Source organism: Xanthomonas sp. NCPPB 2250, from assembly GCF_056725265.1.
The window spans coordinates 657,093-680,129 of sequence record NZ_CM161520.1 but is presented as its reverse complement, the minus strand read 5'-3'; the positions used below and the strand labels follow the sequence as shown (position 1 = coordinate 680,129).

The 23,037-nt window shown below is 69.9% G+C and carries 19 protein-coding genes; 4 read left to right on the top strand and 15 right to left on the bottom strand.

Features of this window, described 5'->3' with window-relative positions; all coding sequences use genetic code 11:
* Nucleotides 1-9: 9 nt before the first annotated feature.
* The gene (locus AC1PMG_RS02950) at nucleotides 10-150 is read right to left on the bottom strand and encodes a hypothetical protein (RefSeq protein ID WP_481110600.1); all 141 of its coding nucleotides are present in this window, start codon (nucleotides 148-150) and stop codon (nucleotides 10-12) included.
* A 421-nt stretch (nucleotides 151-571) separates the two neighbouring features.
* On the opposite strand from AC1PMG_RS02950, the gene AC1PMG_RS02945 reads away from it, so the two are divergent.
* Entirely contained in the window at nucleotides 572-2,263 is a 1,692-nt protein-coding gene (locus AC1PMG_RS02945; RefSeq protein ID WP_481110599.1) for an ABC1 kinase family protein, read from the top strand.
* 139 nt (nucleotides 2,264-2,402) lie between these two features.
* Here the strand turns inward: AC1PMG_RS02945 and AC1PMG_RS02940 are convergent, their stop codons facing one another.
* From AC1PMG_RS02940 to AC1PMG_RS02915, 6 genes are all read right to left on the bottom strand, one after another.
* On the bottom strand, nucleotides 2,403-4,772 hold the full coding sequence (locus AC1PMG_RS02940; RefSeq protein ID WP_481111598.1) for a DUF3772 domain-containing protein: 2,370 nt from the start codon (nucleotides 4,770-4,772) through the stop codon (nucleotides 2,403-2,405).
* Nucleotides 4,773-5,242: 470 nt separating this feature from the next.
* Nucleotides 5,243-6,265 carry an NAD(P)H-quinone oxidoreductase gene (locus tag AC1PMG_RS02935; RefSeq protein WP_481110598.1) on the bottom strand — a complete coding sequence of 341 codons (1,023 nt, stop codon included), beginning with the start codon at nucleotides 6,263-6,265 and terminating at the stop codon, nucleotides 5,243-5,245.
* Between the two features lie 217 nt (nucleotides 6,266-6,482).
* On the bottom strand, nucleotides 6,483-7,793 hold the full coding sequence (locus AC1PMG_RS02930; RefSeq protein ID WP_481110597.1) for a histidine-type phosphatase: 1,311 nt from the start codon (nucleotides 7,791-7,793) through the stop codon (nucleotides 6,483-6,485).
* A gap of 8 nt (nucleotides 7,794-7,801) precedes the next feature.
* The gene (locus tag AC1PMG_RS02925; protein ID WP_481110596.1) at nucleotides 7,802-10,303 is read right to left on the bottom strand and encodes a TonB-dependent receptor; all 2,502 of its coding nucleotides are present in this window, start codon (nucleotides 10,301-10,303) and stop codon (nucleotides 7,802-7,804) included.
* Nucleotides 10,304-10,417: 114 nt separating this feature from the next.
* Nucleotides 10,418-11,500: a FecR family protein gene (locus tag AC1PMG_RS02920; RefSeq protein WP_481110595.1), complete on the bottom strand. Its 1,083-nt coding sequence runs from the start codon at nucleotides 11,498-11,500 to the stop codon at nucleotides 10,418-10,420.
* Nucleotides 11,493-12,008, bottom strand: coding sequence for an RNA polymerase sigma factor (locus AC1PMG_RS02915; protein ID WP_043094463.1), 516 nt, complete (start codon nucleotides 12,006-12,008; stop codon nucleotides 11,493-11,495). The genes AC1PMG_RS02920 and AC1PMG_RS02915 overlap by 8 nt, the downstream gene beginning before the upstream one ends.
* A gap of 331 nt (nucleotides 12,009-12,339) precedes the next feature.
* Here AC1PMG_RS02915 and AC1PMG_RS02910 point away from each other — a divergent pair, with 331 nt between their 5' ends.
* Entirely contained in the window at nucleotides 12,340-13,410 is a 1,071-nt protein-coding gene (locus AC1PMG_RS02910; protein ID WP_481110594.1) for a pirin family protein, read from the top strand.
* Nucleotides 13,411-14,078: 668 nt separating this feature from the next.
* On the opposite strand, the gene AC1PMG_RS02905 is transcribed toward AC1PMG_RS02910, so the two are convergent.
* The 5 genes from AC1PMG_RS02905 to AC1PMG_RS02885 form a co-directional block, all read right to left on the bottom strand.
* Nucleotides 14,079-14,681, bottom strand: coding sequence for a DUF305 domain-containing protein (locus tag AC1PMG_RS02905; protein ID WP_481110593.1), 603 nt, complete (start codon nucleotides 14,679-14,681; stop codon nucleotides 14,079-14,081).
* Nucleotides 14,682-14,914: 233 nt separating this feature from the next.
* Nucleotides 14,915-15,130, bottom strand: a complete 216-nt coding sequence (locus tag AC1PMG_RS02900; RefSeq protein WP_026143700.1) for a hypothetical protein — start codon at nucleotides 15,128-15,130, stop codon at nucleotides 14,915-14,917.
* A gap of 3 nt (nucleotides 15,131-15,133) precedes the next feature.
* Entirely contained in the window at nucleotides 15,134-15,694 is a 561-nt protein-coding gene (locus AC1PMG_RS02895; protein WP_481111597.1) for a peroxiredoxin family protein, read from the bottom strand.
* A 769-nt stretch (nucleotides 15,695-16,463) separates the two neighbouring features.
* The gene (locus AC1PMG_RS02890) at nucleotides 16,464-16,865 is read right to left on the bottom strand and encodes a hypothetical protein (RefSeq protein WP_481110592.1); all 402 of its coding nucleotides are present in this window, start codon (nucleotides 16,863-16,865) and stop codon (nucleotides 16,464-16,466) included.
* A 77-nt stretch (nucleotides 16,866-16,942) separates the two neighbouring features.
* A complete protein-coding gene (locus AC1PMG_RS02885; protein ID WP_481110591.1) occupies nucleotides 16,943-17,695 on the bottom strand; it encodes an IclR family transcriptional regulator in 753 nt (250 codons plus the stop codon).
* Between the two features lie 211 nt (nucleotides 17,696-17,906).
* On the opposite strand from AC1PMG_RS02885, the gene fucP reads away from it, so the two are divergent.
* Both fucP and AC1PMG_RS02875 read left to right on the top strand, forming a co-directional pair.
* Entirely contained in the window at nucleotides 17,907-19,214 is a 1,308-nt protein-coding gene (gene fucP, locus AC1PMG_RS02880) for an L-fucose:H+ symporter permease (RefSeq protein WP_481110590.1), read from the top strand.
* 3 nt (nucleotides 19,215-19,217) lie between these two features.
* Entirely contained in the window at nucleotides 19,218-19,592 is a 375-nt protein-coding gene (locus AC1PMG_RS02875) for an L-rhamnose mutarotase (protein WP_481110589.1), read from the top strand.
* A 196-nt stretch (nucleotides 19,593-19,788) separates the two neighbouring features.
* Here the strand turns inward: AC1PMG_RS02875 and AC1PMG_RS02870 are convergent, their stop codons facing one another.
* The 3 genes from AC1PMG_RS02870 to AC1PMG_RS02860 form a co-directional block, all read right to left on the bottom strand.
* A complete protein-coding gene (locus AC1PMG_RS02870; RefSeq protein WP_481110588.1) occupies nucleotides 19,789-21,108 on the bottom strand; it encodes an L-fuconate dehydratase in 1,320 nt (439 codons plus the stop codon).
* Nucleotides 21,109-21,367: 259 nt separating this feature from the next.
* Entirely contained in the window at nucleotides 21,368-22,225 is an 858-nt protein-coding gene (locus AC1PMG_RS02865; protein ID WP_342072484.1) for a fumarylacetoacetate hydrolase family protein, read from the bottom strand.
* A gap of 34 nt (nucleotides 22,226-22,259) precedes the next feature.
* Complete coding sequence (locus AC1PMG_RS02860) at nucleotides 22,260-23,006, bottom strand: SDR family oxidoreductase (RefSeq protein ID WP_342072483.1); 747 nt, start codon at nucleotides 23,004-23,006, stop codon at nucleotides 22,260-22,262.
* Between the last annotated feature and the right edge of the window lie 31 nt (nucleotides 23,007-23,037).

Below are 23,037 nucleotides of genomic sequence, written 5' to 3'. Positions count from 1 at the left end.
CCTGTGGCCTCAGAACAGCGCGCGCGCGAAGGCCCGCAGGGCGCTACGCACCTCGGCGGCGACGCCGGCCCCGTCGTCGCCCAACCAGGCCATGACCAGCAGCGCCAGCACCACCACCGCCGCCAGCAGCGCGAGCCGACGTCGGCTCATCGGGCCACGGCCATGCCGACACCGCTTGCCTGTGCGCGCAGCGCGCCGTGCCATGGCGCGGTCTCCGGCGCATCGCACCGACGACCGCGCCGCAAGCCGGAGCACCGCCGCGCCCCGAGCGATCCCGTCCGTTCACTCCACCGCATTCCGCTTCCTCCGACCCTCGCTATCGCAACGCTGCAGGATACGACGCATCACCATGACCAGGACGCCAGCGCCAGCGCCGGGCGTCGCGCCGACGACGGCAGACCATCTGCGTGGCGCCCGAGGCGCGGGATCGCGCCTGTCGCACAGGCAGCGACCATCGTCGCCCCCTCCCCTCCCGGCAGCGGCGCACGGGCGATGCGCGCAGCAGGATTCACCGCGCGATGACCCGGCCGTCGCCACACTCGATCGCGCCCATCCTTGCCCGGAGTCCACCTTGAGCGCGACGCCCGACGCTGCGGACGCACCGCACGTGATCGGCGGCCTCAGCCGCCGTACCCAGATCCTGCGCCTGCTGCTGCGCTACCGCAGCTCCGGGGTGTTTTCCGGCATGGACATGGAGACTGCCCAGGGCGAGCACGAGCTGCCGCCGGAAGGCACGCCGGAACAGTTCGTCACCGACCTGGAAGCGCTGGGCCCGACCTTCGTCAAGCTCGGGCAGATGCTGTCCACCCGCCCGGACGTGGTGCCGCCGGAGTTCGCCACCGCCCTGGAGCGGATGCAGGAGAACACCGCGCCGATTCCGAGCGAGCGCATTCGCGAGATCGTCGAGGCCGAGCTCGGCGTCGGCATCAACAAGGCGTTCTCCGCCTTCGACGACACCCCGCTGGGCAGCGCCTCGCTGGCGCAGGTGCACCGCGCCGCGCTGCGCGACGGCACGCCGGTGGCGATCAAGGTGCAGAAACCCGAGGTGGCCGCGCAGGTGCGCTCGGACCTGGAGGTGCTGCGCAGCTTCGCCAGCGCCGCCGACAAGCTCACCGGGCTGGGCCGGCGCATCCGTTTCGCCGACTGGCTGGCTGAGTTCGGTAAGGCGCTGCTGGCCGAACTGAACTACGAGGCCGAGGCCGAGAACCTGGCGCGCTTCGGCGAGCACCTGCGCCCGTTCCCGCAGCTGTGGGTGCCGCAACCGGTGTGGGACCTGAGCAGCCGCCGCGTGCTGACCATGCAGCTGGCCGAAGGCGTGCGCGTGGACAAGATCTCCGGACTGCGCCGCACCGAGCAGCCGATGGACGACCTGGCCGCGGCGCTGGTGCGCGGCTACCTGGACCAGATGTTCGTGCACGGCGAGATCCACGCCGACCCGCATCCAGGCAACCTGCGCGTGCTCGCCGACGGACGCCTGGCGATCTTCGACCTGGGCATGGTCGCGCACGTGCCGCCGAAGCTGCGCGAGCGCCTGCTCAAGCTGCTGTTCGCGGCGGTCGACGGCCGCGGCGAGGAAGTGGCCGAGGAAACCATCGCGCTCAGCACGCGCCTGGAGGATTTCGACGAGGAGCGCTACCAGCGCGAGACCGGGCAGATGATCGCCCGCTACGCGGCGCACGATGCCATGTCCGAAGGCCGGGTGGTGCTGGACCTGGTGCGCATCGCCACCGCCTACGGCCTGCGCACCCCGCCCGAGCTGAGCCTGCTGGGCAAGACCCTGCTCAACCTGGAAGCGGTGTGCCGGGCGCTGTCGCCGCACCTGGACACGCGCGTGGTGGTCGAGGACCAGTTGCAGCACGTGATGCGCGCGCGCCTGAAGAAGTCGCTGTCGGCGGCCAACCTGGCCAGCGAGGCGATGGAACTGCAGGCGCTGCTGCGCGAAGGCCCGCGCCGGCTCTCGGACATCCTCACCCTGGCCGCGGAGAACCGCCTGCAGGTGCGCGTGGCCGGGCTGGAAGAGTCGCGGCTGATGGAGAGCCTGCAGAAGATCGCCAACCGCGTCGCCGCCGGCATCGTCACCGCCGCATTGATCCTGGCCTCCACGCAGATGATGCGCATCGACACCGGCAGCAAGCTGTTCGGCTACCCGGCGATCGCGATGGTGCTGTTCCTGCTCGGCGTGATCCTGGGCCTGGGTATCGTGGTCAGCGCCGTGCTGTTCGACCGACGCATCCGCGCCCGCGAGGAGCGCGGGAGGCGCTGAACGGCCGGGATTGGGGAATCGGGAATGGGGATTCGCTAGAGCGTAGGAGCGGCTTCAGCCGCGACCTGCAGCGCCGGCAGTTGGCGGCCAAAGCCGCTTTGCGCTCCACCAATCCCGAATCCCCAATCTCCAATCCCCGCTACTGACGCACCAGCTTCACTTCCTGCGGCGACTCCAGGGCGATGCCCTCCTCGGCCAGGCGCTGCAGCAGGGCGAAGAACAGTTCGCTGCGGGTGCCGTAGGTCAGCCGCGGCGAGGCCACGTAGGCGAAGCTGTTGAGGGTGACGTGGCCGTTGGCGATGGAGTCGATGAACACCGACGGCGCCGGGTCGTCCAGCACGCCCGGGTGCGCCGCGTACAGCTCCAGCAGCAGCGCGCGCAGTTTGGTCACGTCGGTGCCCAGCGACACGGCGAACTGGATCTGCACCCGGCCCAGCGGCCCGGCCAGGGTCATGTTGCGCAGGGTCTTGGTGATCAGTTCGGAGTTGGGGACGATCAGGGTGGAGCGGTCGCCGACCTGGATCTCGGTGGCGCGCACGCTGATCCGGCGCACGTCGCCCTCCTGGTCGCCGATCTTGATCCAGTCGCCGATCTTGACCGGGCGCTCGGCGAGCAGGATCAGGCCGGACACGAAGTTCTGGGTGATCGACTGCAGGCCGAAGCCGATGCCCACCGACAGCGCGCTGACCACCAGCGCGATCCGCTCCAGGCCGATGCCCAGCGCGGCCAGCGCCCACAACGCCGCCAGGATGATGCCGACATAGCGCGCCACCGTGCTGATCGAGTTGCGCGAGCCGTCGTCCAGTTCGGTCTTGGGCAGGTAGGTCTGGGTCAGCCAGCGATGCAGGTACTGCATGACGCCCAGGCCGAGCAGCAGCACCAGCACCGCGCGGGCGATCGCGCCCGGATACACCACCACCTTGTCGCTGAGGCGGATGCCATCGGACAGCAGCGAGAACCAGTCCGAGACGATCGAGACGTTGGTGCCGAACGGCATCAACAGCGCGCCGACGCCGATCAGCAACAGCACCACCCGCAGCAGTGCCGAGGTCAGCACCCCGGCCTGCTCCAGGCTGCTCGAGCGCACCCCGAACGCGCCATTGGCGGCGCGGCCGATGCGGCCTTCGCTGGCGAACAGCCACAGCGCGAAGTCGTCGGCGAAGGTCATCAGCAGGCGGATCGCGCCGACGATCATGGTGATCCAGATGATCTGCCGGGTGATGAACAGGCCCAGGTGCAGATAGCCCAGCAGCGCCGCCAGCAGCGCCACCACCACCGCGACCTTGACCAGCACGCCGATCAGCGCCAGCGCGCCGCCGTGCTGCCCGGGCGGCGGCGGTTGCGCATTGGCCAGGGCCTGCGCCGCCGCTTCGGCGTACTGGCGCCGGCGCAGCCGCGACAGGCTGGTCAGGGTGGCCAGGATCAGCACGCCGTAGACCAGCGCGATCACGCCGTCGGCGGCGACGGTGGCCGAGTCGCTGGTGCGCGCGGCCTGGTTGATCACCAGCAGCATGCTGCTGAGCCAGGCCAGCGCCGCGGTGGCCCAGGTGTACTTGCGCAGGCGCCGCGCGGTGGCGTCGTCGATCGGGAACAGCCGCCAGCTCGGCTGGTTCGGCAGCAGCACGCTGGCGCCGAGCGAACCCATGAAGGCCGCGGCGAAGCTGACCACCACGAAGCCGTTGAGCACTGCTTCCAGGCGCTCCGGCACCGCATCGATGCTGCGCAGCGCCTCGGCCAGGGCCAGCGCGGCCAGGCCCGGGGTCAACGTGCCCAGCAGCAGGAACCAGATCGCCAGACCCGACCGGCGCAGGCGGCTGCCCGGCGCGCGCGACACCGCATAGCGCTTGCCCAGCCAGCGCAGCAGGTAGCGCAGCGGGAACAGCAGGATCACCGCGATGGCGATGCCGACGCCCAGCGCGCCGCTGCCATGCTCGGCGATCGCGTCCTGCAGCGACTGCATGCCGAGGGTGTACAGCGCCAGCAGCTTGGCCTGGTCGTCGGGGAAATCGGCGGCGATCTGCTTCCATAGCGCCGGCGACAGCGGCGAGGGCGAACGCAGCGACAGCTCCTGGCTGAAATGCTCGGCGCGCGCGCGTTCGATCTCGTCGGCCAGCTGCCGTGCCTCCACCACCATCAGCTTGCCGCGCTTGACCCCCGAGTCCAGGGCGTCGCGCTGCTTGGTCAGCGCCTTGCGCTGTGCGGCGATGTCGGGCGAATCGCCGGTGGCGGCCGGACCGAGCTGCTGCAGGCGCGCATTGACCTGCGCCAACTGCTGCGAGAGCGCATCGGCGGCGGTCTGCGCATCGTTGGAGGCGTCCGAGACCTGCGTGACCAGGTCCTGGAAGGCGGTCTGGTTGCCGGCATCCACTTCCTTGCCGCGCGCGTCCTTCAGCGACTTGGCGGCGTTGTCCAGCAGGGTCTGCGGGTCCGGCGGCGCGTCGGCGGCGTCCTGCGGCTGGGCCGACGCCACCGCCGCGCACAGCCACAACAGCAGCAGGGCGTAGCGCAATAGGAAAGAAGACGACGCGGAACGGGGCAGCAGGCGCACGCAGGGACCGGCACGGGCAAGCGCGGACCACCGCGCGTGCGGCGCACTATACGGCGCGGTGCTTGAACCGGGCCAGCAGCGGGCGCGGGCCCGCGTGCCGTATGGGCGCGCCGGCGCATGCGCCGGCTGCCTGTCGCGACCGAAGCGCGCCGCTCATCACGACCGGAACCGGGTGTCGAAGCGGCTTCAGCCGCGATGGGCGTTCCCGGTAAAGCCCATCGCGGCTGAAGCCGCTCCTACAAGGCTAGTGGTGGGCGCAGCTGTGAGGGCGCGGAACGCCTGTGCGCTCGAGGGCGACCGAGGGTGGCCTCCCATCACGACCGAAACCGCGCGTAGGAGCGGCTTCAGCCGCGAGGGCCGTCCCGGTGGAGCCCGTCGCGGCTGAAGCCGCTCCTACCACGGCAGGCGGGTCGCCGCGACCGATACCCGGTTCACCGCGCGTCAGTCACCAGCACGATCTTGCCGATATGCGCGCTGGACTCCATCAGCGCATGCGCCTGTGCCGCCTCCTGCAGCGGGAAGCAACGGTCCACCTGCGGCTTGATGCGGCCCTGCGCCAGCAGCGGCCACACCTGCTGCTCCAGTTCGCGCGCGATCGCCGCCTTTTCCATCACCGAACGCGGACGCAGGGTCGAGCCGGTATGGGTCAGCCGCTTGGCCAGCAGCGGCATCAGGTCCAATTCGCGCACCTTGCCCTGCTGGATGCCGATCTGCACGATGCGCCCGTCCAGCGCCGCGGCCTGGTAGTTGCGCGCCAGGTAGTCGCCGCCGATCAGGTCCACGATCACGTCGGCGCCGCGGCCCTCGGTCAGGCGCATGGTCTCGGCCACGAAGTCCTCCTCGCGGTAGAGGATCGCCGCCTCCGCGCCCAGCGCCAGGCTGGCGGCGCGCTTGTCGGCCGAGCCCACCGTGCTGATCACCCGCGCACCGAACGCCCGCCCCAGCAGCGTGGCGACGCTGCCGATGCCGGAGGTCCCGCCGTGCACCAGCAAGGTTTCGCCGGACTGCAGGCGACCGCGCTGGAACACGTTGGTCCACACGGTGAAGAAGGTTTCCGGCACCGCCGCAGCCTCGGTCAGGCTCAGCGCCGCCGGCACCGGCAGGGCGTTGCGCTCGTGCACCACCGCGTACTCGGCGTAGCCGCCGCCGGCGACCAGCGCGCAGACCTGGTCGCCCAGCCGGTAGCGCTCCACGCCCTCGCCCAGGCCCACCACCTCGCCGGCGAACTCCAGCCCCGGCAGCGGCGAGGCGCCCGGCGGCGGCGGATAGCTGCCCTGGCGCTGCATCACGTCGGGCCGGTTGACGCCGGCCGCGGCCACCCGCACCAGCAATTCGCCGCGCCCGGGGTGCGGCAGCGGCACACGCACCGGCACCAGCACCTCGGGCGCACCGGGCTGGCGGATTTCGATCGCGGTCATGGTGTCGGGCAGCGCGGCGGCGTGGGTCGGGGACATGGCGGGGTCCTGGCAAAGAGCGCGGCGCACGCAGGCGCAGGCGCGTGGGGGAACCGCGATGATCGACCTTCCGCGCTGAGTGGTCCGTGACGGCGGGCGGCATTTATCCCGGCCCCGTGGCACGCGTAGGAGCGGCTTCAGCCGCGACAGGCGTTACCCAGGAACGCCCGGTCGCGGCTGAAGCCGCTCCTACGGTGCCGTCAAGCGCTGGCGCCAACTAGTCGCCCACCGGCGCCGCCTGCGCCGGCCACTCGGTCATCGACGGCACGGCAGCCTCGACCCGCTGCGGATCCAGCCGCGCCTGCAACGCCGGCAGGGCGATCGCGAGCGGGCAGCGCAGGCGGCCGCCGCAGCCGGGCAGCGGCCAGCGCCGCTCGCGCAGGCTGCGACCGTCGAAGCGGTTGGCCCGCAGCGCCGGCAGGGTCGGCACCACGCTGCGCAGTTGCAGGAAGTCCTCGCCGTCCTGCCGCACCAGCTCCAGCAGCAGCGCACCGCCTGGCGGATACGCGTCCGGCTGGCCGCGCACGACGGGATCGATGCCGAACAGGCCCGCCAGGTGCGCCAGGTTGGTGTCGTGGCCGAGCAGCACCAGCGCGCGCGTGTCCGCCGGCGCCAGCGGCGCCACCGCCGGGGTCTGCCCGGCCGCCACCTGCAGCGTCGCCAACAGGTGCGCGAGCAGGTTGGAGCCGCCGGCACGCGCCGCCGGCAGCGCCCGCTTGCTGTAGGCGAAGGAGGCGTTGTGCAGGCCGACCAGCCGCTGCAGCGCCGCGGCATCGGCACGCCCCCAGGCCACCTGCGGCAACGGCAGGCCCTGCGCGTATTCCAGCATCAGGTTCTCGGACAGGCTGCCGGCGGTCTTCAAGGCCTTGGCCGCCTGCGCCGGATCCTGCAGCCGCTGCGGATCGTCCAGGCGCGGCGAAGCCTGCGCAGCGCAGGCCGAACCCGCACAGCCGGACAGCACACGCTGCAGCGCGCGCAGCCGCGTGCGCGTGGCCATGTCCAGGTGCAGCGGCGGTGCGGGCGCATCGTCGTCCTTGTCCTCGTCCTTGCCGAAATGGAACAGCGGATTGTTCTGCGTCGTCGGCAACGCCAGGTAGCGCGCCTGGCATCCCGGCAGCAACCCTTCGGTAAAGGCGGCGGCGCTGTCGTGGTTGCGCGACGTGCTGTCGGCGATCACCACCGCGCCGGACGCGGCGCAGTCCGGCGCCAGTGCCGCCGTGGACAGCCAGCGCTGCCGGTAGCGTGCACCCAGCGCCTGCATGCCGGCGGCGCCGTGCGCCGTGAGCTGGCCCGGCGCCACCGGCCATTGCGGCCAGGGCTGCGCGGCGTACTTGGCCAGGTCTTCTGGCGATTGCGTCGGTGCACGTACGCCGTGGCGCATCACCACGATCGTCAGGCGTACCTGCGCCGCGTTCGGTGCCGCGGCAGGCTTGGGCGATGCGGCCGCCGGCCAGGCGGCGCTGGCGACGTACAGCAACGCGGCCAGGCGCCATGCGCTGCGCACGCATGTGAATCGGGAAGCGGACATGGCGGGCCTCAGAACTTCAGCGACAGGTCGAGGAACACGCCGCGCCCGGCCAGGCCGAAGTACAGCGGCTGGTTGTCGGAGGAGCGGGTGCCGGCGTAACCGATCAGCGCATGCCGGTTCAGCAGGTTGTTGACGTCCATGCTGATCGAGTAGCCCTTCAACCCGTAGGGCCCGTGCGTGCTGCGGTAGCCCAGCGCCGCATCCAGGCTGGCGTAGCCGCCCAGGCGCTGGTCGTTGCCGAACACGGTGGTGCCGTTGGCCGCGGTGCTGTTGTCCACGCCGTACTGCGCGCCCACCACCTTCTCCATCAACGAACCGAAGTAGCCGGTGCCGCTGTTGTACAGCAGGCCCAGGGCGGCGGTTACCCGCGGCGTGCCGGCGACCTGGGTGCTGCTGTGCTTGTAGGTGGCCTCGTTGTAGCTGGCGTTGGCGTACAGGCTCAGGATCGGCGTCAGCGCGTAGGTGGCCTCGGCCTCGGCGCCGCGATATACCGCACCGCCGCCGTTGACGAAGGCGCTCTCGGTGCCGCTGTCGGTATTGATCAGGGTCTGGCTGATGTAGTTGCTGAAGTCGATGTAGTAGACGTCGGCGCCGAAGGTCAGGCCGCGCGCGGCATAGCTGGTACCGAGCTGGTAGTTGCTGGTCAGTTCCGGGCGCAGTCCGCGCGTGCCGTTGAGTTCGATCACGTCGATCGGCGGCGCCAGGAAACCGCGCGCGGCCTGCACGTAGCCGCTCCAGTGCTCGTTGAAGGCCTGGTGCAGGCTCAGCGACGGCAGCGTGGCGTCGTAGCTGGCCGTGCTGTGCGCGGGCGCCGGCGGCGTGCTCTTGTTGAGCTCGGCATCGAGCTGGCGCTGCACCCGCGCGTAGCGCAGGCCCGGGCTGAGGGTCAGGCTGTCGCTGAGCTTCCAGTCGTACTGCAGGTAGGGCTGCAGGGTGTCGGTGCGGTCGTGCAGGTTGTAGTTGTACAGCGGGCCGTACTTGGTGCCGCTGGCCGCGCCGGTCGTCATGTCCACCGGCAACTGCTGGCGCTCGTCCAGGTTGCGCTCCACCCACACGCCGGTCTGCAGCTGGCCCGGGCCGAGGTCGCGCGCCAGCCGCAGCACGTCGCCGAAGGCGCGGAAATCGTTGTCCGAGAGCTTGCCCGGCACGTCCTTGGCGGCCTTGGACAGCTTCTTGCCGGTGGCGCCGTAGAAGGTCACGCCGTTGTCGGCAGCGCTCTCGCTGGTGGGGATACTGGTCTTGGAAGCGGTGTGGTCGAAGCTGTTGTAGTAGACCTTGTTGTCCAGGTCCCAGTCGCCCAGGCGCGTGCTCAGGCCCAGGTAGGTGAAGCTGGAGTAGTAGGCGGCGGCGTTGTAGCCGGTGTAGTTCTGCAGGGTCGGATCGTTGCCCAGGCCGTAGCGCCACCCATGCTGCGCGATCTGCGCGCGGGTGGCGCCCTGCACGGTGTTCTGGTGCTCCTGGTTGTAGCTGCTGACGAAGGTCAGCGTGGTCGCCTCGCCGAGGTCGCTGACGGTCTTGAGGAAGGCGTGCTCGCGGCGGTCGTCGGTGCCCTTGAGGTAGGTATCGCTGGCTTCCTTGGACAGGTCGGCGAACACGCGCGTGTTGCCGATGTGCTCGTCGGCGCTGACGCCGCCGGCCCAGGTGTTCCAGCTGCCGCCGGTGCCGTAGACGGTGACGCCGTCCACCTCGCTGGGATTGCGCGTGCGCAGCGCCAGGGTGCCGCCGAAGGTGGCGTTGCCGATGGTGGCGCCGCCGCCGGGGCCGCGGTCGATCTCGGCCTGGCCGAGCACGTGGTTGTTGAAGTAGGCCGAGGTGGTGTGGTGCAGATCGCTGGCATCGCCGAACGGGATGCCGTCGAAGGTGATGTTGAACTGGCCGTCCTGGAAGCCGCGGATGCTGACGCCTTCGTTCTTGCCCAGGCCAGGACCTTCCGGCGAGGTGGTGACCACGCTGGGCGCGTACTTGATGATGTCGTCGTAGTTCGAGTTCAGGCGCAGGCCGTCGCGGATGAAGCGCTCGTCGATCACCGAGGTCGGCTGGCTCGCTTCCAGCGGCGCGGCGCTGGGCGCCAGCGTGTCGACGCTGTTGGCGGTGACGTTGATCGGCGCCAGTTCGCGCGGGCCGTCGTGTTCGCCGTCGGCCTCGGCATGCGCCGGGGCGGCGCTGCGCGGCGCCCGTGGGGCGGCGGCCGGCGCGGCGGCGACGCTGCTGCGCACGATGGCGACCGAGCCAGGCGTCAGCATGCGGTAGTCCAGGCCGGTGCCGGCGAGCAGCGCATGCAACTGCTGCGGCGGCGCCAGGCCGGCCGGCGCGCCGCTGCTGCGCAGGCCTTCGGCCAGCGCCGGGTCGTACATCAGTTGCAGGCCGCTGCTGCGCGCGAACTGGTCCAGCGCCTGCGCCAGCGGCATGGGCGCGATGGCTTGGGCCGTGGCGGCGGGCGCCGACCAGGCCGGCAGCGAAGACAGACTGCCCAACAGCAGGGCGATGGAGACGACGAGAGGCTTGCGCATGACGATCACACCGGAGGGGAGGAAGGGCGGCCCCGCGCGTGCTGCGCGACGGCCATGCTTCCTAGGAGTGCCCCGGTGCGCCGTGCGGCTACCGTCGATTGCATGAATTTTTTCTTACAGCGGGGCCGGTGCGTGACGGATGGTCACCGCGTGCGCATCGCGCTGCACCTGCACGTCCGGCAGGCTGCCCAGATAGGCGACGAAGGCCTCCGGATCGCGCAGGTGGAACACGCCGCTGACCCGCCGCGCCGCCAGCGCCGGGTCGGCGATGCGCAGCGGCTGCGTGGTGTAGGCGTTGAACAGCCGCGCCACCTCGCCCAGGCTGCGATCGTGCACGCCGACCTGCGCCGGCAGCCAGGCGGTGGCGTCGGCGATGTCGGCGTGGTCGCGCCGCGCCAGCACGCGGCCCTGCGCATCCACCCGCGCCTGCTGGCCGCCGCCCAGGTCCGCCAGCGTCGCTCCTTCCGACGGCAGGTCGCTGCGGCGCCACCACGCCGGGGTATCGCGCGACACCTGCACCCGCCCCTGCAGCACGGTGACGCGCGCGCCGCCGGCCTGCGGGTCGACCCCGAACACAGTGCCGACGTCGCGCAGCACCAGCGTGCCGACGCTGACCCGGAGCGGCCGCGCCGGATCGTGGCCGAGATCGAACACCGCCTTGCCGCGCAGCAGGGCAATGTCGCGACGCTGCGTGCCGTAGCGCACCGCGATCGCGCCGCCGCGCTCCAGTTGCACCACGCTGCCGTCGTCCAGGGCGACGCTGCGCGCCGCGTCCGCTGGTGCTTGGTACACCGTCGCCTGCACCGGGTCCGGCGCGCTCAGGCGCAACGCCACGCCCGCGGCGGCCAGCGCCAGCACGGCGGCCGCCGCCAGCGGCCAGCGCCTGCGCCGTGGCAGGACACGGCGCGGGTTGGACACCAACGTCGGCGTGTCCACATCCGGGCGCAACGGCACCACCACTGCCCCGCTGCGCAAGGCATGCGCGCGCAGCTGCGCACTGCTGGCCTGCTGCGCCTGCGCCGCGGACGGCAGGTCGCCATGCATCCGCGCGATGTCGAGATAGGCGGCCACGTGCGCCGGCGATTGCCGCAGCCAGGCCAGGAATTCGGCCTGCCGCGCCGGCGGCAGCGTGGACTCGCGCTGCGCCAGGTACCAGTCCGCGGCCGCCTCGGCGACGCGCTGCGGATCCTCACGCATAGCGCGCCATGCCCTGCCGGCATACCGCCAGGCCCTTGATGATGTACTTCTTGACCATGTGGCTGGAGATCTGCAGCTGCTCGGCGATCTCCTGGTAGCCCAGTTCGTCGCGATAGCGCAGCACCATCGCCGCGCGGCACTTCGGCGGCAGCCGCGCCATCAGCTCGGCCAGGCGCTGCCGGCGCTGCGCGCGGTGCACCTGTGCATCGGCCTCGCAGGGCACCGCCAGCCGCTCCAGCACATCGTCCAGGCAGGTGTCGCGCTGGCTGCTGCGCTGATGCAGCAGCGCGTGCTCGCGCATCAGGTTGGCGGCGATGGTGAACAGGTAGGCTTCGGGATTGGCGATCTCCGGCGCATGCGCCTCGCTGCGCTGCAGCCGCAGCCACACTTCCTGCAGCAGGTCGTCGGCATCCCAGGCCGCGGCGCGGCGCTTGCGGAAATAGCGGCTCAGCGACGGCCGCCATTGCAGGAACAGCCGCGACAGGGCCGGCAAGGGTTCGGGACGCACCAGGCGCTCGCAGGATCGGAAAAGCCTGCGATGCTGGTCGCGGCAGATGACAGTGCAATGACGCACGGGTCGTGCAGGCGCAGATCAGCGGTTGCGCCCCAGCAGGCATTCAGTGCGCCCCGCTGACTGCCGGGTTCGCTCGCTCGGCGCATGCGACGCGGCCGGCCACCGCGCCGGCGCCATCGCCACGGACGCGGCGGCGGCGCATCCCAGTGTTTCCCGTGCGGGACAGGATGTCTTTCGGACTGGCCTTCCGTTCCGTCGGCATCGCCCCATATCGTGAGGGTTGCCGCCTTCAACCTCGGGTGGCGTTCGCACGAAGGATCTCTCCATGACCGACCCCATCGTCCAGATCAAGCCGCTCGGCTTCCCTTGGGAAACGATCGACCCGTTCCTGTTCTGCGTCTACCACGACGATGCCTACCCCGCCGGCAACGGCGCGATGGGGCCGGCGGCGTCCCTGCACGGCCGCGCCATCGGCCAGGACTTCAGCCGCAAGGACGGCTGGAGCATGTATCACGGCGAGGAGATTCCCGGCTTTCCCGGTCATCCGCACCGCGGCTTCGAGACCGTGACCATCGTGCGCAAGGGCCTGATCGACCATGCCGATTCGCTCGGTGCGGCGGCGCGCTTCGGCGCCGGCGACGTGCAGTGGGTGACGGCCGGCGCGGGCATCGTCCATTCGGAGATGTTCCCGCTGCTGGACACGGCGGCGCCCAACCCGCTGGAACTGTTCCAGATCTGGCTGAACCTGCCGGCGCGCAACAAGCTGGCCGCGCCGCACTTCACCATGTTCTGGTCGGAAGACCTGCCGCGCTTCACCGCCACCGACGACGCCGGTCGCACCACCGAGGTGGCCTGCGTGGCCGGCCGCATCGGCCCGGTCGACGCCGCGCCCGGCAGCGCCGGCGGCCCGCTCGCGCCGCCACCGGATTCGTGGGCCGCGCAGGACGATGCCGATGTGGCCATCTGGACGATCCGCATGGCACCCGGCGCACGCTGGACCCTGCCCGCCGCGCAAGGCCGCGGCACGCGCCGCAGCCTGTACTTCTTCAAGGGCGCAGCGGTGACCGTGGGCGGGCGCTCGGTGACCCGCCACGCGGCGATCGAGCTGCGCGCCGATCAGGCGGTCGAGTTGGTCAATGGCGACAGCGAGGCGAGCGAGTTCCTGGTGCTGCAAGGCCGACCGATCGCCGAACCGGTGGCCCAACACGGTCCGTTCGTGATGAACACCCAGGCCGAGATCGCCCAGGCCATGGCCGACTATCGCCGCACCCAGTTCGGCGGCTGGCCATGGCGGGACGAGGCGCCGGTGCACGGCAGCGACCCGACCCGCTTCGCGCGGCATCCGGATGGGCGCGAGGAGCGGCCGGCGTTGAAGGCGATCGCCGCCGACGGCTAGGGCGTGTCGCCGGTTGCCGGGGATGCCGCGTTGGGCTTGGTAGGTGGACGCGCCATGGGCGCGTCATCGCTCGGCCTCGCTTTTCCTAGCCACAGGCGCACGCAATCGCGGCGCGGCATGCTCAGGGATTGATGGCGCGCCTCAGCGGCTGCTTTTTCTCCCGCCCGGGAGCATGCCCCTCATTTTCAAGGTCGGTGCCCGCCAGGGTGGATGAGGAGGCTGGCGTCACCTCGTCCGCCTTAAACTCTGCGAGTCGCTTCGCTCCGTACCCTCACCCCAACCCCTCTCCCGATGGGAGAGGGGCTATGCGCTCTCAGTCGTCCTTGGCACAGGCGTACGCAATCGCGGCGTATTCAATCCGCTCCACGCGCGCCGGGATACCTTCCTTGTTGCGGCATGCGCGGGGATCGATGGCACGCCCTAGCGGCTGTTTCTTCTCCCCTCGGGAGCGAGGCCCTCATTGTCGGGGAAGGTGCCCCGTAGGGTCGGATGCGGGTACTGGCGCAGCCTCGTGCGCCCAGAACGCTGCGAGTCGCTTCGCGCCGTACCCTCACTCCAACCCCCGCTCCGCGCCCCGGCCCGCGCTTGCGGCGCGGGCGCTCCAGGGTGCGCGCGCCAGTGGCGCGCAGGCCGCACCCTGTCGCCCCGACGGGAGAGGGGCTAGGTGCTCAATAGCGGGCCGAGGCCAGCGCCTGCGCGCGCTCCAGTTGCTCGGCGATGCGCTTGCGCGCCTGCTGCAGTTCCTGGCGGGTGGCGTCTTCCTTGGCCGCCGGCACCAGTTCGGCATCGATCACCGACAGCGCATCGGAGTACTGCCGCACCACTGCCGCCGCGTAGGCGTTCATGTAGGCGGAGTTGTCCTTTTCATCGCCCAGCGCCTGCAGCTGTGCACGGCCCTTGGCCACCTGCGCGTCGATCTTCTCCGCATCGCCGGGGCCGCCCTTGCCGGCCGTGGCCGGGTCGGCATCGTGGTGCACGGCGATGGTCTCGCGGGCGAAGTCGGCCACGGTCTTGCTGACGTTGCGCGACAGCGCCTGCTTGGACAGCGCCACCACATTGCCCTCCAGCACCTGCAGCATCGCCTTGGCCGAGGCGTCGCCACCGATCGGCGCGCGCCCGCTTTCGCCACCAACCGGCGCGGCGGTCGGCGCCGGCGAGGTGGCAGGTGCGGTGCGCGAGGCCTGGTCGCCAGGCTTGCCGCAGCCGCTCAGCGCCGCGGCGGTGAGCGCGGCGAGCATGGTCAGGCGGACGGGATGAAGAGGTGAGGTCATGGAACGCTCCTGGTTGGTCTGCGTTCCACCATGCCCAGCCAGCGCGCAAACCTGCGTGAATCGGCGGCGGCTGGCCAGGATGCAGGGCGCAATCGCGCGTACCGGGAGCGACTTGCAGGTTGGCGGAGTGATGACGGAGTCGCAACGCGGCAGATGCTCACTGCGATCCGTGATCGCCGCCATCGCAGCCCCGATGCCGGAGCCGGCCTGGCGCGGCCGGCTCCGGACACGGCTCAGCCGCAGCAGTAGCAGACCAGCGGCTTTCCGGGCCCGCCCGGCCCCAGCTCACCGCCGAACGGTGCGCACTCCTGCTGGCACGCCCAGGCGCTGCAGGCCGCCTCCTTCTCGATGCCGTCGCCGGCGGTCGCCTGCACCGCGCCGAAGCCCATGCTGGCCAGGAACACGGCCGCAAGCATCCCGTTGCGTAACGCTGTCCAACGCTGTTTCATGGCTTACTCCTCGATGGTTGCCAAGGCCGGTGGCGCATCCGTGCGGCCCACTGCGGCCATCAGGTCCTGCATCCGCTCCGTGGTATCGAAGACGCCGACGCGCGCGTAGCGCACGCGTCCTTCGTGATCCAGCGCCAGCAGCGTCGGCACATTGCGCGCGCGGAACAGCATCAGCGCGCGGCGGTCGGTCAACGTGGTCAACGGAAACGTAAAGCCGTGCTCGGCGGCGTAGCGCCGCGCCTGCGCGGGGCTGCACTGGCACACGCCCAGCACCTGCACGTCGGGCTGCTGCGCGGCCAGACGCTGTGCGGCCTGCACCATCTGCGGCGCCGAGCGCTTGCAGTACGGGCAGGTGGTGGTGAAGAAGAACAGGACCTGCCGCTCGGCCGCCGGCTCACCCAGCGTCAGCGGCGCACCGTCCAAGGTAGTAGCGGCGATGCGCGGCACATACATGCCCAAATACGGCTCGGTGGTGCGGGTGACGAACCAGCGCCGTTCTTCGCGCAGACCGCGGTTCTGCCAGGCCAGCACCAGCACCAACGCGCAGGCCGCCAGCACCGCCAACCAACTCCAGGGAAACCGCCGTGCCATGCCGTGTGTCCGTGTCGCCGTGTTCCCTGCAGGCTGCGCAGCGGTGGCGCGATGGTCAACGCTTTGCGCGCACGCGCAGCGACTACGTGATCAGGCTGGGGATCGAGTCACGCGCACCATGGGCGCGCATTCCAGCGATGTGGCGCACATGTGGGCATGCAGCGCAGGCGCGGGTATGCGCTAACCTTGCCGCGTACACAGTACGCGGCGCGAGAACAGCGGCACGAGGGATGCATCGCATGGTCGACACACGGGTGGCGGTACGTCATTCATGACGTCTCCTGCGCGCAGCATCTCCACAGCCAAGTCAGGCCTTCGAACGTTTGAATTGAGCCGAGCCACGGAGCAGCGCGGATCGAATACGCTGTTAGCCCACATGCTAAACGGCTAAAAGTGCCGGGCCATACGCGCGTCAGCCTTGAACGAGTTGCTAGACATTGCGCGCTCGATACCAGCACCTAGCCAATGCGAATGCTCGATGGCGAAAACTTTGCGAGAAAGGTCGCTTGACCGTGGCGTCGAGTACCCGAGCTATTTCACTGTCGATTGGCGCCCCTTGTTCAAGCCAGCCGATAGCGAGTCCTGCCCAGTAGTCAGAAGGCCAGACTGTACTCAAGCCAGCAAGAACGACATCTCGCGGTGGTGCGAGAGTCGCGTCATACGCAGCAAACGGAGCCTCAAGGTATAGAACGAGCTTCCGTTGATCCATGTCGATGTCTAACGCTTGGATGAACTGTAAGGCCTAACTACTATTGGCCCCAAGCAAGCGATCGATAATCGCGGCTTGTACGATCGGATTGAACTCCTCGTACATAGTGTTGAGTCGGACATTGAGGCGCTCGCTCGGTTTGGGGATGCGGAACTCCTTGGTAACCACCCATCTGATGTTCCTGCCCGCGGACACCACTGGACTGTCTTGTACAAGGTGCTGGTCTGCCACTAGGCCGATCGCTTTGATCAGAATGTCTTGGCTGGACGGTGCAAACGATTTCAAATAAACGATGTCGCCGACCTTCAGCGATTGAATGAACTGATGCAGTTCCGGTGCATCAGCTTTGGACCAACCGGGACCGGCGACTCCTGAAGAGACGAATTCTCCACTCATGTCGCGGTCGTAGTAGGCGCCGATTCCGAAAATAGCCATGAAGTCTCCTATCTGGGGGCCTAGCACCAGCATCAAGCCGACCCGCGAAGCGGCTTGGGCTTGCAAGAACACGATGCCTACGCCAGCGCCGCACTGATCTGCGCCGCGGCATCGCACACCGCGCGCATCGCCGCCTGCGCGTCGATCGGTTGCGGGCGGCGTTCGATGAAGGGCACGGTGAGGGTGTAGCGGGCGACGCCGTGCTGCAGGATCGGCGCGGTGAGGTCGATCACGCCGACCACCGCCTCGCTGGGATGGATGCTGTAGCCCAGCGCGTGCACTTCCTGCGCCGCAGCCAGGAACGCGGCGCGGTCGTAGGCCACCTCGCTGGCGTCCAGGCGCTGCAGCAACTGCGCCTGCGCGTCGGCCGGCTGGAACGCGAACAGCACCAGGCCGGAGGTGGAATGCGCGAACGGGCGGCGGTGGCCGGGGCGCACCACCATGCCGAGGTCGCTGGGCACGTCCATCTGCGCGATGACCACGATCTGGTCGTCCGACGGCGCCACCAGGTGGCAGGGCTGGCGGATCGCATCGGCCAGCGCGCGCATCACCGGCAGCGCCACCTCGGTGACGTTCTGCACCCGCGGCTGCTGCATGCCGAGCATGAACAGGCGGTTGGTCAGCGTGTAGCCGCCTTCGCCTGCGGTGCGGGTCAGGTAGCCGCGCTCTTCCAGCACCTGCAGCATGCGGAAGATCTCGCCGCGCGAGCGGCCGATGCCCTGCGAGATCTCGCCCATGCTCATCGGCCGCCCGTCGCGCGCCAGCAGCTCCAGGATGTCCAGCCCCTTGTCCAGGGCGGGCGCGCGGTACTTGGGCAAGGGGGTGGTCATTCCGTCGAGGACCCGGCAGCAGGTGAAGAGGACTAGGGTACAGGGACGCCGCACCGGCTCGCACCGCCTGCGGCCTGCAGCGCATAGGTCGACACCGCACCGCCATCCACATATGAACTCAAATTTTATATTTGCATGGCACTCGCCGGCGCAGTACGCTCCGCCGACAATCCGAACGCGACTCGGCACACCTTGGGAGGGGTAGGCGGCAATGCACTACAGCAGCGAATCCGCCACACCGGCGTCCGCCAGTCTCACCCGGACCGCGCTTGCGCCATTGGTCCTGATCGTCAGCCTGTTCTTTCTCTGGGGCATGGCGAACAACCTCAACGACATCCTGATCAAGCAGTTCAAGAAGGCCTTCGAGCTGACCGACCTGCAGGCCGGGCTGGTGCAGAGCGCGTTCTACCTGGGCTACTTCGTGTTCGCGATCCCGGCGGCGATGTTCATGCGCCGCTACAGCTACAAGGCGGCGGTGGTGCTGGGCCTGCTGCTGTACGCGGTCGGCGCGTTCCTGTTCTACCCCGCCGCGCAGGTGCACACCTACTGGCTGTTCCTGCTGGCGCTGTTCGTCATCGCCAGCGGCCTGGCGTTCCTGGAAACCACCGCCAACCCGCTGGTCACCGTGCTCGGCCCCGCCGAGGGCGCGGCGCGGCGGCTGAACCTGGCGCAGGCGTTCAACCCGCTGGGTTCGATCACCGGCATCCTGGTCGGCCAGCACTTCATCCTGTCCGGCGTGGAGCACACGCCGCAGGAGCTGGCGGCGATGGCGCCGGCCGCGCGCGAGGCGTTCTTCGCCACCGAGTCGCTGGCGGTGCAGACGCCGTACCTGATCATCGGTGCGGTGGTGCTGCTGTGGGCGCTGCTGATCGGGCTGACCCGCTTCCCCGCCACCCGCGCCGGCGGCGATGGCGCGCGCGCCGGCGGCTTCGGCCAGCTGCGGCGCAATGGCCGCTTCGTGTTCGCGGTGGTCGCGCAGTTCTTCTACGTCGGCGCGCAGGTCGGCATCTGGAGCTACCTGATCCGCTACCTGCAGGACGGCGTGCCCGGCACCCCGGAGAAGACCGCCGCCGATTTCCTCACCCTGTCGCTGGTGCTGTTCATGGCCGGCCGCTTCATCGGCACCGCGCTGCTGCGCTTCCTGGCGCCGGCGCGGCTGCTGGGCGTATTCGCCCTGCTCAACCTGCTGCTGTGCGCGGTGGCGGTGGCGCTGCCCGGCTGGATCGGCCTGTATGCGCTGGTGGCCAGCAGCCTGTTCATGTCGGTGATGTTCCCGACCATCTTCGCCCTGGGCCTGGACGGACTGGACGACGACGCGCGCAAGCTGGGCGCGTCGCTGATCGTCATGGCGATCATCGGCGGCGCCGCGCTGACCGCGGTGATGGGCGCGGTGTCCGACCATGCCGGCATCCACTGGGCGCTCGCGGTGCCTGCGATCGGCTTCGCGGTGATCCTCGGCTTCGCGCTGCATGCGTCGCGAAACCGCGTGGCGCCCCTTCCCTCTGCCCGCGGAGCCTGAGCCATGCCGCGCCACTGCTACCTGCTGGACCTGCACGACGACCCGGCGCTGATCGCCGAATACGAACGCTGGCACCGTCCCGACACCGTCTGGCCGGAGATCGTCGCCTCGCTGCGCGCCGCCGGCATCCGCGCGCTGGACATCCATCGCTGCGGCGACCGCCTGGTGATGCTGATGGAGGTGGACGAGGACTATTCGCCCGCGGCCAAGGCCGCCGCCGATGCCGCCGATCCGCGGGTGCAGGCGTGGGAGGAGCTGATGTGGCGCTTCCAGAAACCCCTGCCCGGCTCGGCGCCCGGCGAAAAATGGCGCGAGGCGCTGCAGATCTTTTCGCTGCAGGCGGCGGTGGCGGAACAGGAGCGCAAGGGCGCGGGCTGAGGCGTTTGTGTTCGAGATGTCGGTCCTGACCGCTGGTGCAGCCGGTTAAATCGCCGCTTCGCTCGTCGCGGCTGAAGCCGCTCCTACGGAAAGCGATCCGGGGCCACTGGCGCTGTCGTAGGAGCGGCTTCAGCCGCGACCGCTTTGACGCCGCAGGTGCGCTTCCGTCAGCGGAAACGCACCTGCACTGCAAACCTCAGCCGTCCTGCGCGGCCAGATCCGCGCTCCAGAACGGGCCATCCGGATACAGGAACTCGCTGACCGAAGTCGCATGCATCTCGGCCGAGAAACCCGGTGCGGTCGGCGCCAGGTAGCGACCGTGCACGATCCGCACCGGATCGACGAAGTGCTGGTGCAGGTGGTCGACGAACTCGATCGCGCGGTCTTCCATCTTGCCGGTGATGGCGACGAAATCGGCCATCGCCAGATGCTGCACCAGTTCGCACAGGCCCACGCCGCCGGCATGCGGGAACACGCGCACGCCGAACTTGGCCGCCAGCAGCAGGATCGCCAGGTTCTCGTTGACGCCGCCGACGCGCGCGGCATCGATCTGGATCAGGTCCACCGCACCGGCCTGCAGCAACTGCTTGAACACCACCCGGTTCTGGGTGTGCTCGCCGGTGGACACCGGCACCGGGGCAATGCCGCGGCGGATCGCGGCGTGGCCGAGCACGTCGTCGGGGCTGGTCGGCTCCTCGATCCAGGCGATGTCGAATTCGGCCAACTGGCGCATCCAGGCGATCGCCGGGCCCACGTCCCAGCGCTGGTTGGCGTCCACCGCCATGGCGATGTCCGGGCCGATCGCGGCGCGCGCCAGGCGGCAGCGGCGGATGTCGTCCTCGACGTTGGCGCCGACCTTGAGCTTGATGGTGCGGAAACCATCGGCCACCGCTTCCTTGGCCAGGCGCACCAGCTTCTCGTCGGAATAGCCGAGCCAGCCGGGCGAGGTGGTGTAGGCCGGATAGCCCTGTTCGAGCAGGGTCTGGATGCGCTCGGTGCGCAGCGGTTCGGCGTCGCGCAACATGGCCAGCGCCTCGTCCGGAGTCAGCGCGTCGCTCAGGTAGCGGAAATCGATCGCGGCCACCAACTGCTCCGGCGACAGCTCGGCGATGAAGCGCCACAGCGGCTTGCCGGCGCGGCGCGCGGCCATGTCCCAGGCGGCGTTGACCACGGCGCCGATGGCCATGTGCATCACGCCCTTTTCCGGGCCCAGCCAGCGCAGCTGCGAGTCGTCGGTGAGGCTGCGCGCGAAGCCGCCCAGATCGCCGATCACCGCCTCCACGTCGCGGCCGACCACGTGATGCGCCAGCGCCGCCACCGCCGCGCTCTGCACGTCGTTGCCGCGGCCGATGGTGAAGGCCAGGCCGTAGCCGGCGAGGCCGTCGTCGGCGTCGGTGCGCAGGCACAGATAGGCGGCCGAATAATCCGGATCCGGATTCATCGCATCGGAACCGTCCAGTTCGCGCGAGGTGGGGAAACGGACGTCGAAGGTCTCGAGCGCGACGATTTTGCTCATGGGGATCCTGGTGGGTGAGGCGGTGGGAAAGTCAAAAAAGCGGTGAAGCAGCCCCTCTCCCCCCGGGAGAGGGGTTGGGGTGAGGGTGCGGCGCTGCAGTGATGTCACCGACCCTGCAAAAACAAGAACGAAGTAACAGCACGCGGACGTGGCGCTCGCGCGGAAGCGACAGCCACATGCAATGCGAGGTGGCTTCGCCCCGTACCCTCACCCCAACCCCTCTCCCAGGGGGAGAGGGGCTTTGCATCTCGCGCGTTGTTTACTGCGCGTCGCGCGGATGCGCCACGACGGCCTGGCGTTGCTCGCCCAGGCCTTCGATGCCCAGCCGCATCACGTCGCCCGGCTTCAGGTACACCTGCGGCTTCTGCCCCAGGCCCACGCCCGGCGGCGTGCCGGTGCTGATCACATCGCCCGGCAGCAACGTCATGTAGCGGCTGATGTGGCTGACCAGCTCGGCCACGCCGAACACCATCGTGCGGGTGCTGCCGTTCTGGTAGCGGTGGCCGTTGACCTCCAGCCACATCGACAGGTTCTGCGGGTCCGCCACCTCGTCGGCGGTGACCAGCCACGGGCCGATCGGGCCGAAGCCGTCGCAGCTCTTGCCCTTCACCCACTGCCCGCCGTGTTCGAGCTGGAACGCGCGCTCGGACAGGTCGTTGATCACCGCATAGCCGGCGACGTGCGCCAGCGCGTCCTCCACCGACACGTCGCGCGCGGTATCGCCGATCACCACGCCCAGCTCCACTTCCCAGTCGGTCTTGAGCGAACCGCGCGGGATCGTCACGGTGTCGTTGGGACCGCTGATCGCGCTGGTGGCCTTCATGAACAGCACCGGCATCTCCGGCACCGCCATGCCCGACTCGGCGGCGTGGTCGGCGTAGTTCAGCCCGACGCAGATGAACTTGCCCACGCGGCCCACAGCGGCGCCGTAGCGCACTTCGCCATCCACCTGCGGCAGCGTGGTCGGATCGAGCGCGCGCAGCCTGGCCAGGCCGGCGGCGGTGAGATGTTCGCCGGCGACGTCGTCGATCACCGCCGAGAGGTCGCGCAGGTGGCCGTCGGCATCGAGCAGGGCCGGGCGTTCGTGGCCGGGTTCGCCGTAACGCAGCAGTTTCATGGGGAAATCCTCTGTCGAAAAGGGGAAGGCGCGGTCAGTTCGACCAGCCGCCGTCGATGATGTGGGTCTGGCCGGTGGTGAACGAGGATTCGTCCGAGGCCAGGTACACCACCAGCTGCGCGATCTCGCGCGGGTCGCCCAGGCGGCCCATCGGCTGGCGGTCGGTGAAGCTCTTCCACACCGCCTGCTCGTCGCCGCCCAGTGCCTTGACCCGCTCGCCCAGCGACGGCGTCTTGATCGTGCCCGGGCAGATCGCGTTGCAGCGGATGCCCTTGGCCACGTAGTCGGCGGCGATGGCCTTGCTCAGGCCGATCACCGCCGCCTTGGTCACGCCATAGGCGAAGCGATTGGGCACGCCCTTGATGCTGGACGCCACCGAGGACATGTTGACGATGCTGCCGCGGCCCTGCGCGAGCATGCCCGGCAGCACCGCCTGGCACAGGTAGTACATCGCATCGACGTTGATCGCGAACGAGCGCTTCCACGCCGGCGTGTCGCAGTCGAGGATGCTGCCCTGGTGCACGTAGCCCGCGCAGTTGAACAGCACGTCGAAGGTCGGCTGCGCCGCCACCAGCGCCTGGATCGCGGCGGCATCGGTGACGTCCAGGGTCTGCGTGACGATGCCATCGGCCTCGGCGGCCAGCGCCTGCAGCGCGGCGGCGTCGATGTCGGTGGCCAGCACCTGCGCGCCTTCGCGCGCGCAGGCCAGTGCGCTCTCGCGGCCGATGCCGGCGCCGGCGGCGGTGATCAGGCAGCGCTTGCCTTGCAGACGGCCGCTCATGCGCGGCTCCCGGAAACGAACGCGAACGTGG

What these genes read in the sequence shown, in the direction of transcription:
- AC1PMG_RS02950 (WP_481110600.1), bottom strand. Translation starts at nt 150, where the DNA reads ATGAGCCGACGTCGGCTCGCGCTGCTGGCGGCGGTGGTGGTGCTGGCG.
- AC1PMG_RS02935 (WP_481110598.1), bottom strand. Translation starts at nt 6,265, where the DNA reads ATGTCCCCGACCCACGCCGCCGCGCTGCCCGACACCATGACCGCGATC.
- AC1PMG_RS02930 (WP_481110597.1), bottom strand. Translation starts at nt 7,793, where the DNA reads ATGTCCGCTTCCCGATTCACATGCGTGCGCAGCGCATGGCGCCTGGCC.
- AC1PMG_RS02925 (WP_481110596.1), bottom strand. Translation starts at nt 10,303, where the DNA reads ATGCGCAAGCCTCTCGTCGTCTCCATCGCCCTGCTGTTGGGCAGTCTG.
- AC1PMG_RS02920 (WP_481110595.1), bottom strand. Translation starts at nt 11,500, where the DNA reads ATGCGTGAGGATCCGCAGCGCGTCGCCGAGGCGGCCGCGGACTGGTAC.
- AC1PMG_RS02910 (WP_481110594.1), top strand. Translation starts at nt 12,340, where the DNA reads ATGACCGACCCCATCGTCCAGATCAAGCCGCTCGGCTTCCCTTGGGAA.
- AC1PMG_RS02905 (WP_481110593.1), bottom strand. Translation starts at nt 14,681, where the DNA reads ATGACCTCACCTCTTCATCCCGTCCGCCTGACCATGCTCGCCGCGCTC.
- AC1PMG_RS02900 (WP_026143700.1), bottom strand. Translation starts at nt 15,130, where the DNA reads ATGAAACAGCGTTGGACAGCGTTACGCAACGGGATGCTTGCGGCCGTG.
- AC1PMG_RS02890 (WP_481110592.1), bottom strand. Translation starts at nt 16,865, where the DNA reads ATGGCTATTTTCGGAATCGGCGCCTACTACGACCGCGACATGAGTGGA.
- AC1PMG_RS02885 (WP_481110591.1), bottom strand. Translation starts at nt 17,695, where the DNA reads ATGACCACCCCCTTGCCCAAGTACCGCGCGCCCGCCCTGGACAAGGGG.
- fucP (WP_481110590.1), top strand. Translation starts at nt 17,907, where the DNA reads ATGCACTACAGCAGCGAATCCGCCACACCGGCGTCCGCCAGTCTCACC.
- AC1PMG_RS02875 (WP_481110589.1), top strand. Translation starts at nt 19,218, where the DNA reads ATGCCGCGCCACTGCTACCTGCTGGACCTGCACGACGACCCGGCGCTG.
- AC1PMG_RS02870 (WP_481110588.1), bottom strand. Translation starts at nt 21,108, where the DNA reads ATGAGCAAAATCGTCGCGCTCGAGACCTTCGACGTCCGTTTCCCCACC.
- AC1PMG_RS02865 (WP_342072484.1), bottom strand. Translation starts at nt 22,225, where the DNA reads ATGAAACTGCTGCGTTACGGCGAACCCGGCCACGAACGCCCGGCCCTG.
- AC1PMG_RS02860 (WP_342072483.1), bottom strand. Translation starts at nt 23,006, where the DNA reads ATGAGCGGCCGTCTGCAAGGCAAGCGCTGCCTGATCACCGCCGCCGGC.